The 14,447-nt window shown below is 60.9% G+C and carries 10 protein-coding genes; 2 read left to right on the top strand and 8 right to left on the bottom strand.

The window, feature by feature from the left end; genetic code table 11:
• Positions 1-190: 190 nt before the first annotated feature.
• The 3 genes from nagC to nagB are packed head-to-tail and all read right to left on the bottom strand — an operon-like array spanning position 191 to position 3,366.
• A complete protein-coding gene (nagC, locus tag BN1130_RS01080) occupies positions 191-1,405 on the bottom strand; it encodes a DNA-binding transcriptional regulator NagC (RefSeq protein ID WP_042039727.1) in 1,215 nt (404 codons plus the stop codon).
• 4 nt (positions 1,406-1,409) lie between these two features.
• Positions 1,410-2,555 carry an N-acetylglucosamine-6-phosphate deacetylase gene (gene nagA, locus BN1130_RS01075; RefSeq protein WP_042039726.1) on the bottom strand — a complete coding sequence of 382 codons (1,146 nt, stop codon included), beginning with the start codon at positions 2,553-2,555 and terminating at the stop codon, positions 1,410-1,412.
• Between the two features lie 10 nt (positions 2,556-2,565).
• On the bottom strand, positions 2,566-3,366 hold the full coding sequence (nagB, locus tag BN1130_RS01070) for a glucosamine-6-phosphate deaminase (RefSeq protein ID WP_042039725.1): 801 nt from the start codon (positions 3,364-3,366) through the stop codon (positions 2,566-2,568).
• Positions 3,367-3,658: 292 nt separating this feature from the next.
• Between nagB and nagE the strand changes: the two genes are divergently transcribed.
• Positions 3,659-5,113, top strand: a complete 1,455-nt coding sequence (gene nagE / locus BN1130_RS01065) for an N-acetylglucosamine-specific PTS transporter subunit IIBC (RefSeq protein ID WP_042039724.1) — start codon at positions 3,659-3,661, stop codon at positions 5,111-5,113.
• Between the two features lie 141 nt (positions 5,114-5,254).
• Positions 5,255-7,918 (top strand): beta-N-acetylhexosaminidase, encoded by a 2,664-nt coding sequence (locus BN1130_RS01060; RefSeq protein ID WP_042039723.1) that lies wholly within the window; start codon positions 5,255-5,257, stop codon positions 7,916-7,918.
• Positions 7,919-8,166: 248 nt separating this feature from the next.
• Here BN1130_RS01060 and BN1130_RS01055 read toward each other — a convergent pair whose 3' ends face one another.
• Genes BN1130_RS01055 through BN1130_RS01035 form a run of 5 tightly spaced genes read right to left on the bottom strand, consistent with a single transcriptional unit; the run spans position 8,167 to position 14,268 of the window.
• Positions 8,167-8,733, bottom strand: coding sequence for a nucleotidyltransferase family protein (locus BN1130_RS01055; protein ID WP_042039722.1), 567 nt, complete (start codon positions 8,731-8,733; stop codon positions 8,167-8,169).
• On the bottom strand, positions 8,723-9,706 hold the full coding sequence (locus BN1130_RS01050; protein ID WP_042039720.1) for an XdhC family protein: 984 nt from the start codon (positions 9,704-9,706) through the stop codon (positions 8,723-8,725). Before BN1130_RS01050 ends, BN1130_RS01055 begins: the two co-directional genes overlap by 11 nt.
• On the bottom strand, positions 9,699-10,913 hold the full coding sequence (locus BN1130_RS01045) for a cytochrome c (protein ID WP_042039717.1): 1,215 nt from the start codon (positions 10,911-10,913) through the stop codon (positions 9,699-9,701). Before BN1130_RS01045 ends, BN1130_RS01050 begins: the two co-directional genes overlap by 8 nt.
• On the bottom strand, positions 10,910-11,440 hold the full coding sequence (locus BN1130_RS01040; RefSeq protein ID WP_042039715.1) for a (2Fe-2S)-binding protein: 531 nt from the start codon (positions 11,438-11,440) through the stop codon (positions 10,910-10,912). Before BN1130_RS01040 ends, BN1130_RS01045 begins: the two co-directional genes overlap by 4 nt.
• Entirely contained in the window at positions 11,437-14,268 is a 2,832-nt protein-coding gene (locus BN1130_RS01035; RefSeq protein WP_042039714.1) for a xanthine dehydrogenase family protein molybdopterin-binding subunit, read from the bottom strand. The genes BN1130_RS01040 and BN1130_RS01035 overlap by 4 nt, the downstream gene beginning before the upstream one ends.
• Between the last annotated feature and the right edge of the window lie 179 nt (positions 14,269-14,447).

Here is a 14,447-nt window from a genome sequence, read left to right as displayed (position 1 = left end):
TATTCTCAGCTGTTCCCCCATGCAGTGCTGGGCATCATGAACGTCAAGACCCGCGCCTATGATAATGCTCTGGACTTGTTCAAGTCCTGCCGGGCAGGATAGCGGCGAAGGGGAGTGACAACGCACAAATGACAACGGCAGCCATTGGCTGCCGTTGTGGTATCTGACCTGCCGCCTCAGCGGCGCGCCGTCACTTCTGTTCCATGATGATCTGCAGCAGATCCCCTTCCAGCAGACCGCGCTTGACCAGGGCGAAGCCGCCGATGGTGGGCTGGTTCTGGAAGCGGGCTTTCACGATGGGCAGGCCACGGTGGAAGCTTGGCAGGGACTGATGCTCGACGCAGCGACGGATGGCCGGGAACAGGATCTCCTCGGCTTCGGTGATCTCGCCTGCGATCAGCACCTTCTGCGGGTTGAACAGGTTGACCGTGATGGCCACGGCCCGGCCCAGATGCTCGCCCACATTCTCAATCACGCTGCGCGCCAGTTCATCGCCAGCCAGGGCAGCCTTGCAGACCTCATGGATGCTGATGTACTTGTCCTGCAGGCTGCTCTGGTGGCCGCGGCTGATCAGCTCCTTGACCTTGTCGACGATGGCCTCGTTGGAGGCGATGGTCTCCAGGCAACCGAAGTTGCCGCAGTGGCAGCGCTTGCCGAGGGGCTCGACCTGAATGTGGCCTATCTCGCCGACGTTGCGGTTCTGGCCGAGGAACACCTTGCCCTTGGTGATGATGCCCGACCCCGCACCCTGGTGAACACTGACCAGGATGGAGTCCATGCAGTCGCGGGACTCGCCGAAGAAGTGTTCGGCCAGTGCCAGGGAGCGCGTGTCGTTGCCGACGTAGCAGGGCAGGTTGAAGTGGTTCTCCAGCAACTTGGCCAGGGCCAGGTTGCGGATCTGGTATTTGGGGGTATAGATGACCATACCCGATTCCGGATTGACCAGACCCGGCATGGTGAGCGCGATGCTGATGAGATTGCGGCTGCGCTCCTGATTGGCGTCGATGAAGGCGCCAATTTCGCGCAGCAGCATGTCGACCACGGGTTGCTGGTCTATCTCGGTCACTTCGGTGATGTGCTGGTCGAGCTCCTTGCCATCGAGATCATAGAGACTCAGTTGCAGGTAGCCTCGACCCAACTTGGCGGACACAAACTGGAACCGATTCTTGATGGTGGTGAGGGAGATGGCACGCCGCCCGCCGGTTGAGGCTTGCGGTGAGGTCTCCTTGATCAGACCATGCTCGATCAGTTGCCGGGTTATTTTGGTCACGCTGGCCGGGGCCAGGTGACTCAACTCGGCAATCTTGACCCGGGAGATGGGGCCTTGCAGGTCGATGAGCCGATACACGGCTGCACAATTGACCTGCTTGATAAGGTCTACGTTTGCTATTTGTCCGCCAGTCATGATGTCACTGTTGTGTGTAGTGTCCGTTAACCACGGTCCCGAGGACCTTGAAGGCCTGATCGAAGACGGTGAGGTTGGCTATCTTGCCGACCTGGATACTACCGAGACGTGAGTCCCATCCAATGGCGCGTGCAGGGTATAGGGTGGCCATTCTCAGCGCTTCGGCGAGGGGTAACCCCACCTGTTTGACCAGATTTTCCACCCCTTCAATCATGGTGAGGGCAGAGCCGCCGAGTGTACCATTCTCATCGACGCACTGACCATCACGGAAATAGACGGTGGCGCCACAAAAATCAAATTTCTCAAAGCCTTCCGGCGCACCGGCCGGGGCGGTTGCATCGGTGACCAGCACCAGTCGCTCCCCCAGCACCTTGTGGGCGAGACGCACGTTGGCCCAGTGCACATGATGGCCATCGACGATGACACCCGTGTAGACATCATCCCTGTCGTAGATGGCACCGACTACACCTGGCTCGCGGCCGTTCACGGTCGGGGTCATGGCGTTATAGAGGTGAGTGGCAAAGCGCATGCCGCTCTCAAAACCGGCCATGGCCTGTTCGTAACTGGCCGCGGTGTGACCCGCTGAGACCAGAATGCCAGCCTCGACCAGGCGACGAATGTGCTCAGGGCTGTTGCGCTCCGGGGCCAGGGTAATCTTGGCGATGGCATCCGCGTTGGCGCAGAAGAAGTCGATCATCTCGTCCGCGGGCTGGCGGATCTGATCCGCCGGGTGTATGCCCTTGCGCTTGAGGTTGGTATAGGGCCCTTCCAGATGGACGCCCAGCACCTCATTGGCGCGCGCCTGCATGTAACTGCGGGTGACCGCGACCGCCTGTTTCATGTCCGCATCCGGACTGGTGATCAGGGTCGGCAGGTAGCTGGTGGTGCCGGATTTGAGGTTGGCCGCCTGCATGGTGGCCAGGGTCTCGGCGGTGATATCGGTGTTGAACATGACACCGCCGCAGCCATTGAGCTGCAAGTCGATAAAGCCGGCACTCAGGTTGGCGCCGTCCAGATCGTGGCGAGCCACGTCCGCAGGCAGCGCCGCCAGGGGCTTGATGGCGACAATCTGGTTGCCATCGATGATCACCCCATGGCCGGTCAGCACTTCGCTGCCGGTGTAGAGGGTGCAGTTGGTCAATGCGTACATGGCGTTACCCTCACAGACGACCGATGTTGTCCGCTTCCAGCTGCTGGAAATAGCGGACAGTCTTGACTTTCAACTCCATGGTGGAGGGCTCGTCGCACACCATCATGCCCTTGGGATGCAGTTGCAGGGTGGAGATGGTCCACATGTGGTTGACGCAACCTTCGACGGCCGCTTGCAGGGCCAGGGCCTTGCCGTGACCTATCACCAGGATCAGGATCTCCTCGGCATCCATCAGGGTACCCACGCCCACGGTCAGGGCCAGTTTGGGCACCTGCTCCATGTCGCCACCGAAGAAGCGGGAGTTGGCGATGCGGGTATCTTCGGTCAGGGTCTTGACCCGGGTGCGGGACGCCAGAGAAGAAGCCGGTTCGTTGAAGGCGATGTGACCATCGTTGCCGACCCCCCCCATGAACAGATGAATGCGGCCGTAGGACTTGATTTTGTCTTCGTAGCGTTTGCACTCGGCCACCAGATCCGCGGCATTGCCATTGAGGATGTTGATGTTTTCCGGGCGAATGTTGACGTGACTGAAGAAGTTGTTGTGCATGAAGCTGTGGTAGGACTCGGGATGCTCCTCGGCCAGGCCAACGTACTCGTCCATGTTGAAGGTCACCACGTGCTCGAAGCTGACCTCACCCGCTTTATGCAACTCAATCAGACGCTTGTAGGTATTGAGCGGCGTGCCGCCCGTGGGCAGACCCAGTACGAAGGGGCGCTCGGCGGTCGGCTGGAAAGCGTTGATGCGATCGACAATGTAACGGGCAGACCACAGACCGACTTGGCTGGCTGACTTGAGTGGGATCAGACGCATTTCGAGTACCTCTAGTTTGTTGTCACCGGCATGGGCACGATGGTAAGACGTAATGGCAAATCTTAGTTGTTTCATAGCGTAAATAAAGATTGGAAACTAAGCCACATCTATCCGCTAACTTTATGTCGTTTGGGTGATAATGATCACGATTATGGCTTTATTAATTTGCGAAGCGAAATAAAAGACCTAGACTGCCAATCAAGCCTTGATGGCTTATGCGTTGAACGTAATAAGCACTTAATTTATAGAAAAACATTAACTCATAGAAAAACACTTACTAAGGAGAGGAGCCGTGAACATTCTCGGTTATTTACAGAAGATCGGCCGTGCCCTGATGGTGCCGGTAGCGGTATTGCCTGCCGCAGCGATCCTGATGGGCATAGGTTACTGGATTGACCCGAATGGTTGGGGTGGCGGCAGCCCTCTGGCCGCGTTCCTGATCAAGGCCGGTGCCGCCATCATCGACAGCATGCCGATCCTGTTTGCGGTTGGTGTCGCTTACGGTATGTCCAAGGATAAAGATGGTTCCGCCGCCCTGGCCGGCCTGGTCGGTTTCCTGGTGGTCACCACCTTGCTGAGCCCGGGCGCTGTTGCCCAGCTGCAAGGTATCCCGCTCGAGCAGGTTCCTGCTGCCTTTGGCAAGATCAGCAACCAGTTCATCGGTATCCTGACCGGTGTCATCGCGGCTGAGCTGTACAACCGCTTCAGCAGCGTCGAGCTGCACAAGGCGCTGGCCTTCTTCTCCGGCCGTCGCCTGGTTCCCATCATCACCTCCGTGGTCATGATGGCGGTCTCCTTCGTGCTGATGGCTGTCTGGCCTGTCATCTACGGTGGTCTGGTTCACTTCGGCGAGTCCATCGTCGGCATGGGCTCTACCGGTGCCGGTATCTACGCCTTCTTCAACCGTCTGCTGATCCCGATCGGTCTGCACCACGCCCTGAACTCCGTATTCTGGTTCGACGTGGCTGGCATCAACGACATCCCGAACTTCCTGGGCGGTCAGAGCTCCATCGATGCCGGTAAAGCGGTTGCCGGTGTGACTGGTATGTACCAGGCTGGCTTCTTCCCCATCATGATGTTCGGTCTGCCGGGCGCCGCCCTGGCCATCTACCACACCGCCAAGAAAGAGAACAAAGAGAAGGTCGCCTCCATCATGATCGCAGCCGCCTTCGCTGCCTTCTTCACCGGTGTGACCGAGCCCCTCGAATTCTCCTTCATGTTCGTGGCCCCCGTGCTCTACGTGATCCACGCCGTACTGACTGGTATCTCCGTGTTCATCGCGGCCAGCATGCACTGGATTGCCGGTTTCGGTTTCAGTGCCGGTCTGGTGGACATGGTGCTCTCCAGCCGTAACCCGCTGGCCGTCAACTGGTACATGTTGCTGCTGCAAGGTCTGGTGTTCTTCGGCATCTACTACAGCGTGTTCCGTCTGGTCATCGTCAAGCTGAACTTGAAGACCCCGGGCCGTGAAGACGACGAAGCCATCCCGGCCAGAGCCGAGATAACTGACCGTACCGAGCTGGCCAAGCAGTATCTGGAAGTGCTGGGTGGTCATGACAACCTGGTCACTATCGATGCCTGCATCACCCGTCTGCGCCTGACCCTGAAAGACCGCAGCATCGTCGATGAGCGTCAGCTCAAGGCCCTCGGCGCCGCCGGTGTGGTCAAGCTGGGTGAACAGAACCTGCAAGTGATTCTGGGCCCCTTGGCCGAGATCATTGCCGGTGAGATGAAGTCCCTGCGTTAAGTGTTACCCGGACGGGCGCCTCCTCCTGCCCGTCCGCTCAAGCCTAAGTCCATTGTTGACATAAATAGGGCCCCGCCTATGGGGCCCACCATAAAAAAAGCCAAGCAATTCCAATCTTTACTTCAACCAAGAGCAGCAGTTATGACACTCAAAATCTCTCTCTTAGCCCTCGCTATGTCTGGCGTTTTTGCCGCGCCTGCCATGGCCGTCGATGCCGCCAACCAGGCCCTGGTCGATTCCCTCGCCAGCAACCTCGTCGTCAAGTACGAAGTCGTCACCAATGATGGTGCCGGAGCCGGTCTGGATTGCCAGGCGCTAGGTTCTGAATGGGCCAGCTGTGGCGTGGCCAAACTGCACCTGACCAATCAGGGCGCAGACGTTAATTCCAAGGATTGGGAGATCTACGTCTCCTCCATCCGTCGCATTCAACGGGTCGACAACGATCAGTTTGCCATCGAGCATCTGACCGGCGACCTCTATCGCCTGACCCCCACCGACAAGTTCCAGGGTTTTGCCAAGGATGTCACTGTCGAAGTGCCTTTGGTGGTGGAGTATTGGGTACTGTTCGAATCTGACATCATGCCGAGCTGGTATGTCTCCGCCGAGGGTGCCGAACCCAAGGTGATCGCCAGCATGAGCAACATCGATGATGCCACCAGCTATGAGAAGCCGATGCCGGCCGATGGCTGGAAGCGCACCAAGGATGACAACAACGTTCTGATGAATGCGCAGACCCGTTATGAGGCCAACCGCACCAGCACGCTGCTCTCTGCACAGCAGATCGATAACCAGATACTGCCGACCCCGGCAAAACAGCTCATCAAGGTGGGTCCGCAGGTGGATCTCGCCAGCATCAAGCTCGATACCCTGGACCTGCCGACCGATCGCGCTGATGCCATCAAGGCGCAACTGACCAAGCTGGGTGTCACCCTCTCCGACACCGGCTATCCCGTGACCATCAAGCTCGGCAGCAAGGTCAAACAGGCCGAAGGCTATCAGCTCGACATCGGCAAGGATGGCGCCATCATCCGTGGTCACGACGTCAATGGCGCCTTCTGGGGAGCCCAGTCCCTCATCTCCCTGATAGGGGTCGATGACAAGCGGGTCAGCCAGATGAGCGTCGAGGATGCACCGCGCTTCGAATACCGCGGCATGCAGACCGACGTGGCCCGCCACTTCAGAACCCCGCAGACCCTGCACAAGCTGATCGATCAGATGTCGGCCACCAAGCTCAACGTGCTGCATCTGGGATTGACCAACGATGAGGGCTGGCGCCTCGAGATCCCCGGTTTGCCGGAGCTGACCGAGGTCGGTGCCGAGCGTTGCCACGACTTGTCCGAAACCAAGTGTCTGCTGCCGCAGCTGGGCTCGGGTCCGGCTGCGGACAACCAGGGTTCCGGCTTCTACAGCAAGGCGGATTACATCGAGCTGGTGCGCTACGCCAAGGCGCGCGGCGTGACCGTGGTGCCGGAGATCAACATGCCGGCCCATGCCCGTGCCGCCGTGGTATCCATGGAAGCGCGCTACCAGCGGCTGATGGCCGAGGGTAAAGAAACCGAAGCGAACCAGTATCGCCTGACCGATCCGGCCGATAGCTCCAACATCACCTCGGTGCAGTTCTACGACAAGATGTCCTTCATCAACCCCTGCCAGCCAGGTGCCGCCACCTTCGTCGCCAAGGTGATGGATGAAGTGGCCCAGATGCACCAGGCCGCCGGCCAGCCGCTGACCGCCTGGCACTATGGCGGTGACGAGGCGAAAAACATCATGCTGGGCGGGGGTTATCAGGATCCGGCCACCACCAAGCCCGCCGATCTGGTGGCCTGGAAGGGCAATACCGACTGGAGCAAGCAGGACAAGCCGTTTGGCAAGTCCCCCCTGTGCCAGAAGATGATCGCCGACGGCAAGATTGCCGATGTGCAGGAGCTGCCTGTCTATTTCGCCAAGGAAGTGAGCGAGATGGTCAAGGGCCACGGCTTCTCCACCCTGCAGGCGTGGGAAGATGGTCTGAAGTACGCGAACAGCGCCAAGGATTTCGCCACCGAGAAGACCCGGGTCAACTTCTGGGAAACCCTCTACTGGGGCGGCTTCAACGAGGCGATGAAGTGGGCGCACAAGGGCTATGAGGTGGTGCTCTCCAACCCGGACTACCTCTACTTCGACTTCCCGAACGAGGTACACCCGGCCGAGCGCGGCTACTACTGGGCGACCCGCTTCAACGACACCCGCAAGGTGTTCGCCTTCGCCCCGGAAAACTTGCCGCAGAACGCCGAGACCTCGGTCGACCGGGATGGCAATGCCTTCGTCGCCAAGGGCGATCAGGATGCGGTCAAGTTCAAGGGCATGTCCGGCCAGCTGTGGAGCGAGACGGTCCGCACCGATGCCCAGTATGAGTACATGGTCTATCCGCGCATCTTCTCGGTGGCCGAGCGTGCCTGGCACAAAGGTGGTTTCGAGCTGCCCTACGTGAAGGGCCGCGAGTTCTCCGGCGAGACCCAGTTCGTCAACAAGGCGACCCTGGCCAAGGAGTGGAACCGCTTTGCCAACCTGCTGGGCCAGCGCCAGTTGCCGAAACTGGATCTCCAGGGCGTCGAATATCGTCTCTCTGTGCCGGGCGCCAGGGTCGTTGACGGCGTGCTCAATGCGAACGTGGACTTGCCGGGTCTGCCCATCCAGTACAGCCTGGATGGCAAGCACTGGAACGCCTATGACGCGGCGGCCAAGCCGACCGTGACTGGCAAGGTCTGGCTGCGCACCACCAGTTTCGATGGCAAGCGCACTGGCCGCGTCACCGAACTGAACTGATGGTTGCTGACCGTTGACACCGGGTGGGTCGCAAGACCCACCTTTCCCAAGGTCGATCTGCCATCGGCTTTGGGAAAGGTTGACTGTGCGTGTGAACCTTTGTTGTGTGTGAGTCTGTTTTGATTTTTCATCTTGAAACCCCGCCTGGTGCGGGGTCTTTTTTTATCTGTCGTGCAGGGGGCGCCGGACGGAGTCTGGCGGGGATGGAGTGAAAGGTGCGGGAAATGTTGCCCCAGAGGATTGGCCGGTCAGAGCGGGTCGTCTGGCCAGTCGATATCCTGCACACAGCCGGGATCGTTGAGTGTCAGACAGATCAGCCGGTCGATGTGGCGATCCAGCACCTGCTTGGCGCCTCGATCGCCAGAGAGGCGGGCCAGTTCGGCCAGCAGATCGGCGGGGAAGCTGACGGGGTGGCCCTGCTCCCCCAGGTAAACGGGGCGAACCAGCGAGCAGCCATCCTGGGCGACCTGCAAGGCCTGGAGGCTAGCGGGGGAGAGGTGTGGCATGTCGGCCAGTACCACCAGCAGGCTGTGGATGGGCCCATCCTGGCTGAGCAGGGTACGGACACCATGGGCCAGGCTGTCCCCCAGGCCGCCGTCGATCGGTACCTGGGTCAACGCTGCCCCGGAGTCCGCCAGCAGGCGGCGCAGCACCTCGTCTTCGCGGCGCAGCACCACCAGTACGCGATCATGGCTGGGGAGCAGGGTCGCCAGGGTGCGCAGGATCAGCGGAGGCGAACCCGCCAGACGTTTGTCACTGCCGTAGCGACGGGAGAAACCGGCGGCCAGCAGCAGGGCGACTCGTTCAGGTTGCATCTTGCCTGAGCCTCATGCGGATGCCATGGCGGACGGCGATCACCTCGGCCAGGGTGGCAATGGCGATTTCGATCGGGGACTTGCTGCCGATGGGCAGTCCGATGGGGGCATGGATCCGCGCCAGCTGCGCCTGGCTGCTATCCCCTATCCGTTGCAATCGCTCCAGTCGGCGCTCGCTGGTGCGTACCGAGCCCATGGCGCCCAGGTAGAAGGCGTCGGATTCGAGCCCCGCCATCAACCCGGCGTCATCGATGCGGGGGTCGTGGGCCAGGGCGAGCACGGCGCTCTGGGCTGTGGCGTGACGCTCGACGAAACGTTCGGGATCGCACCACTGCACCGCTATGCCCCCCTGCTCGGGTCCCCAGTGCCAGTCGGATCGGTAAGCTTCGCGGGTATCGCAGAGCAAGACCTCGAAGCCGGCGGCCTGTCCGAGCCTGGCCACCTGCTCGCTCACCTGACTGATCCCCAGCAGCAGCAGGCGCCAGCGCTGGGCATAGGCGAGGCGGACTACCCCTGGCTCGTCCCCGCAAAGGCGTTCGCCGCTCAGGTAGGTCCTCTCCCTTTGCGCAATGCGAACCTCTCGCACGAAGGAGGTGGCGCCTTGCTGCAAGGCCAGCCACCTATTCAAGTCTTGGGTGGCCTCATCCCCTGGCATCAGGTGCTCGACCAATAGCTGGATACTGCCTCCGCAAGGCAACTCGAACTGGCTGCCATCCGGGGTCAGGTGGGAGCCATAGTCGAGCAGGCTCAGGGGGGCGTCATGTTCTCCTCTGGCCAGCTTCTCGACGAAGGCATCCTCGATGCAGCCACCGGAGATGGAGCCGCTGCGACAGAGACCATCGGTGGCAAACAGTGCCCCCCTGGGACGAGGGGCCGAGCCATAGGTGGCCACTATGCTGCACAGCCAGACGCTTTTGCCCTGGGCCAGCCACGTCAAGCTCTGGCGCAGTACTTCGACGTGATGGTCACTCATGATGCTCGGCCAGCTCCTGCTTAAGCGTCCTGACCTCGTCGGCACTCACTTTGACGGATTGACTAGACCAGGTCTGGCGCAGGAAGTTGGTCAGATCCGCCAGATCCTGATCACTCATCTCATTGATGTACCCGGGCATGGGGGCAAAGCGCTCGGTCTGGCTGTAGCTCTGGGCAGGGATCCCATGGAGCAGTATGGCCAGGGTATTGACTGGACTCGGCTGATCCAGGGTTCCATTGCTGGAGAGGGCCGGAGTCACGTTCGGCTTGCCCTGACCGTCTTGGCCATGACAGCCGGTGCAGTAGTTGCGATAGAGGGCATAACCGGGATGCCGGGTATCCAGGGTAGCCGGTTTGGGCTCAGGGGATGAGAGGGGCGTGTCGCTGTCGAGCAGGTAGCTGGTCACCGCATGCATGTCTTCCTCTGTTAGATAGGCAAAGCTCTTCTCCACCACCGGATACATGCCTGCGAAGACGCCCCCTTTGATCGAGTAGCCTTTTTGCAGCAGCTTGCTCAGGGAGTCCTGGGTCCAGCCTTGACGCCTGAGCTCGGTGGCGGTGATGTTGGGGGCCATCACCCCTTCGATCCTGGCCCCTTGCAGATAGTGGGATGAATCCATTGCCATGAAGAAGTTGCGTGGCGTATGGCACTCGCCGCAATGCCCCAGGCCATCTACCAGATAGCGACCCCTATTCCAATTGGCGCTTTTTGTTGCGTCGGGGGCGAAGGCGGTGTCGTCATGAGCCACCAGATTCCAGCCCAATAGCCCGGTGCGCACATTGAAGGGGAAGCCGACCTCGTTGTCACGGTTCGGGGTGGCGGCTGGCTTGGTCTGCATGAAGTAGGCATAGAGTGCCTTCATGTCTGCATCCGTGACCAGGTGATAGGAGGTGTAAGGCATGGCGGGGTAGAGACGCCCTGTTGGCGCCTTGCCGTTGTGCATCACCTCATAGAAGTCTTGATAGCTGTAGTTGCCGATACCCTGTTTCTTGTCAGCGCTGATGTTGGTGGAGTAGATGACGCCAAAGGGGGTTTTAAAGGCCAGGCCACCCGCGTAGGTCTGACCGCTTTCGGTGGTGTGGCAGGCGGCACAGTCGCCGACCTTGGCCAGATAACGCCCTTGCTCAACCAAGGGATCCTGGGCCTTGGCGCCAGTGACGACCCCGATGCCTAGCAGCAGTGCTAATGCCAGTCTGGAGAGGTTCATAATTTGACCACTCCCTCTTTGATGAGCATGGCCTTGACCCCCTCGTAGTATTTCTTGTAACCGGTGCAGCGGCAGACGTGATCGTTCAGTGCCGCCGAGATAGTCTGCTCCAGATCGGCCACCCCCACCGGCTGTTTGCGCAGCCGTTCCAGCAGCACAGTGGTCTCGTTGACGAAACCCGAGGTGCACCAGCCGCACTGGAAGGAGAAGTGATCCAGGAAGGTTTGCTGCACCGGACTCAGTGCGATGATCTTGCCCATGCTGTTGCGCATTGCATGTCCTTCCACGGTGCGAACTCGCTTGCCGTTGAAGCGGCCCACCCCGTTGATACAGGTGCGCACGCTCTCGCTGCTGCCATCCTCCTTGTCGACGACTATGGTGCAGGCATGACAGACGCCGACGCCGCAGCCGAATTTGGTGCCGGTCAGGTTCACATACTCGTGCAGGAAGTCGATCATCATGGTGTTGTCATCCACCTCGAGCGGGCCGACGAGACGGTCATTGATGGTCATGGTTACTGTGGTCATTGGATGGCCTTCTGAATGTCGGTTGCTGTGACGGGAAGATGGTAAAAGCGGGTGCCGGTCGCCTGATAGATGGCTTCGACCAGGGCGGCGACCACGGGGATCATCACCACTTCGCCTATGCCCTTGGTGGCATCGGTCGGCGAGAGGGGCTCCAGCAGGGTGTGGGTCAGGTTCCAGACTGGCAGCTGGTGCGCCAGGGGGACCTGATAGCGGTTCAGGTTCCAGGTGCCGTTGCCCGGCCCGTCCTGCCCGGCGGGCAGGTACTCATACAGCGCATGACCGACCCCCATGGCCAGGCCGCCCTGGATCTGGCCTTCCACCAGTTCGGGGACTATGACCCGACCGGCGTCCAGCCAGCTGTGGGCGGACAGGATATGTACCTTGCCCGAGCCTTTCTCCAGTGCTATCTCCACCAGGGTGGCGCAGGGGGCGTAGTAGGTCACCATGGCGTTGTTCAGGCTGGTGCTGGGATAGTGGGCCTGGGTGCGATCGAGCAGCTGGTAGCCGTTGGCGTCGGCCTGCGCCCGCTTCTCGCTGCTGGCCCCGTCGCCGTAGCGCAGCGCCAGCGCATCGATGGGCAGACGTTGGCTCTGTCCCTCTATGGTGAAGTCGCACTCGGCCCAGGCCCAGCGGTTGAAACTGTGCACCATGGCGCCGGTAATCAGACCATTTGCGTGAGCGTGGGCCGCCAGCAGGGCGAGCGGCAGCGGCGGCATGCCACGGGTGGTCAGCCCCGCAGCTGTCCAGCTCGCCTCGCTGGCGGGCCCCAGATCCAGGTTCGCCTGGCCGACGAAGTACTGCTTGCGCCAGATGGCGGTTGCCGCCGGCCAGAGCGTCTGCTCGAACAGGATGCGGGCCGCCGCGACGGTGGCGTGGCTCTGGAAGTAGGAGGAGATGGAGGCGGAAGAGGCCTGCGGAATGGCCAGGGTCCAGCGCGGGTTCTTCTGCATCTCGTCCTGGCGTTCCTGGGAGATGGTGTAGGGGTTGTCGGTCTCTTCCAGCTTGAAGCTCTCCCAGAGCGCGATTTCGGCGAGCGCTATGGTGTCGGCCGGTTGGCCCAGGTAGCGACTGACGATCTCGGCCTGGGAGGTCTGGATCCCGGTACCCATCTCCATGCCACTGATCTTGAGCAGGATCTCTCCCTTGCTGGTCAGCTCGACACAGGCGGAGGGGGCCACGGCGCCGGTGCCATAGTCCTTGGTGGTGATGCTGAAACCCGTGCCGTGCAGGCGATCCGGATGCTGGGCCTCATAAGCCTGCTTTCTGGCCAGGCGCTGGGCCCAGATCTCGTGCTGTTCGGCCATCGCCAGGATCTCGGGGTAACGGTTGTTGCCCTCGGGAATGGCCCCCTGGGTATTGGGCTGACCGGGCTTGATAAGGTTGCGGCGGCGCAGCGCCAGCGGATCCATGTTCAGCAGTGCGGCGGCCTCGTTGACCATCATCTCCATGGCCGCCATGGACTGCAAGGATCCATAGCCTCGCATGGAGCCGCAATCCGGGTTCTCGGAGGGCAGGGCGACCGCGGTGATGTCATTCTTGGGCAGGTAGTAGACCCCCTGGATGGCGCTGGCACCTACGCTGGTCACCGAACCGGTGAAGTTCAGTCGGCCGCCGCCGTCCACTGTCATGGCGCTGATCAGTGCACGGAACTGGCCGCTCTGTTTGTCGAGCACCAGCTTGTTGTGCATGTTGAACGGATGACGCTTGAGGCCGCCCTGGAACTGCTCGAAACGATCGTTGGCCAGGCGCACCGGGCCGTCGGCATAGAGGGTGGCGAGCAGGCCGTAGAAGGGGAATATGGTGTGATCCTTGGCCCCGAAACCACCGCCGATGAAGGGGGAGTGCACCACCAGCTTGTCGACCTTGCCGGCCAGCGGCCCCTTGGCCAGCATCTCGGCGGCTTCGTAATAGAAGTCGTGGGGGGACTGGGTGCTCACTACCAGGTGCATGGTGCGCGCCTTGGCGTCGAACCAGCCGTTGAAGTTTTCCGGCTCCATCATCATGGGCTCGATGAACTGGGTCTGATAGGTGCGATCCAGTACCAGGGCGTCCTCGGCCTCCAGCTCCTTGTGGACCAGCTCGGCCTGATGCATCCCCTGCTCACCGGCGTTGCCATCGGCTCTGGCCGTCGGCCATACCGGTTGGTGGCTGGCGATAGCCGGGAAGAAGAGGCCATTCTGCAAGGCACTGTACTGATCTGACATGCCGAGCTTGCCCTCGATCCGGATGATGCGCCAGCAGGCCCAGGGATCGCGGGAGGCGGCGACCAGCGGCGTCACCTCGCCGTAGCGCACCACCTTGTCGTTGAATTGCAGAGTGTGCTTGGCTCTGTTGAAGGTGGCGAAATCCGGGAAGAACAGCATGGCGGCCGCATGGCCCAGGTAGTCCGGGGTAGTGCCCTCGCTCACCATCATGTTGATGCCGTAGAAGGCGGGCAGCTCGATGCCATCGCGCAGCAGATCGGCGGCGGTGATCACCCGGCTGGGCTGGGCATTGGCGGGCAGCATGGAGAGATCCAGCCCCAGATAGAGGCGATCCGCCTTGTCGACCCGGATCAGCAGCGCATGTTGCTGCTGGGACGGCCAGCCAGCCAGATCCTGGGCGCGATAGTCCCGGCTGTAGATCTTCTGGCCGGTGACCTTGGCCAGGCCATCGCTGCGAAACTTGACCTTGCCACCCTGCTTCCACTGGCCGAGCAAGGCGGGATCGAAGATCTCGTCTTCCATGCCGGACAGGGAGAGGTTGGCGAGGAGGGGGGCGCTGTAGACGGCGATGCCGGCTATGACGCACTGCTTGATGAAATCACGTCTTGATACGGAGTAGGACATGGCTCAGCTACCTGTTTGAGGATGAGGCGAGTGGCTCGGGGGAAAGGGAGGGGACAGGTGTTGTCGACCATCTTCCCTGATGTCGCAGCAAAATGACAAAGTTGTAAATAGGATACTAGGATGATGCCGTTTGGAAAATGCCTGGTTTCTGTTGGTTCCAACTCTGTTCAGCTTCACGG

This window comes from Aeromonas rivuli (genome assembly GCF_000820045.1).
Taxonomy (GTDB): Bacteria; Pseudomonadota; Gammaproteobacteria; order Enterobacterales; family Aeromonadaceae; genus Aeromonas; species Aeromonas rivuli.
This window is presented reverse-complemented; position numbering and strand designations above follow the sequence as displayed.

Coding starts and splice junctions, on each gene's coding strand:
- nagC (WP_042039727.1), bottom strand. CDS start 1,405: ATGACTGGCGGACAAATAGCAAACGTAGACCTTATCAAGCAGGTCAAT.
- nagA (WP_042039726.1), bottom strand. CDS start 2,555: ATGTACGCATTGACCAACTGCACCCTCTACACCGGCAGCGAAGTGCTG.
- nagB (WP_042039725.1), bottom strand. CDS start 3,366: ATGCGTCTGATCCCACTCAAGTCAGCCAGCCAAGTCGGTCTGTGGTCT.
- BN1130_RS01060 (WP_042039723.1), top strand. CDS start 5,255: ATGACACTCAAAATCTCTCTCTTAGCCCTCGCTATGTCTGGCGTTTTT.
- BN1130_RS01055 (WP_042039722.1), bottom strand. CDS start 8,733: ATGCAACCTGAACGAGTCGCCCTGCTGCTGGCCGCCGGTTTCTCCCGT.
- BN1130_RS01050 (WP_042039720.1), bottom strand. CDS start 9,706: ATGAGTGACCATCACGTCGAAGTACTGCGCCAGAGCTTGACGTGGCTG.
- BN1130_RS01045 (WP_042039717.1), bottom strand. CDS start 10,913: ATGAACCTCTCCAGACTGGCATTAGCACTGCTGCTAGGCATCGGGGTC.
- BN1130_RS01040 (WP_042039715.1), bottom strand. CDS start 11,440: ATGACCACAGTAACCATGACCATCAATGACCGTCTCGTCGGCCCGCTC.
- BN1130_RS01035 (WP_042039714.1), bottom strand. CDS start 14,268: ATGTCCTACTCCGTATCAAGACGTGATTTCATCAAGCAGTGCGTCATA.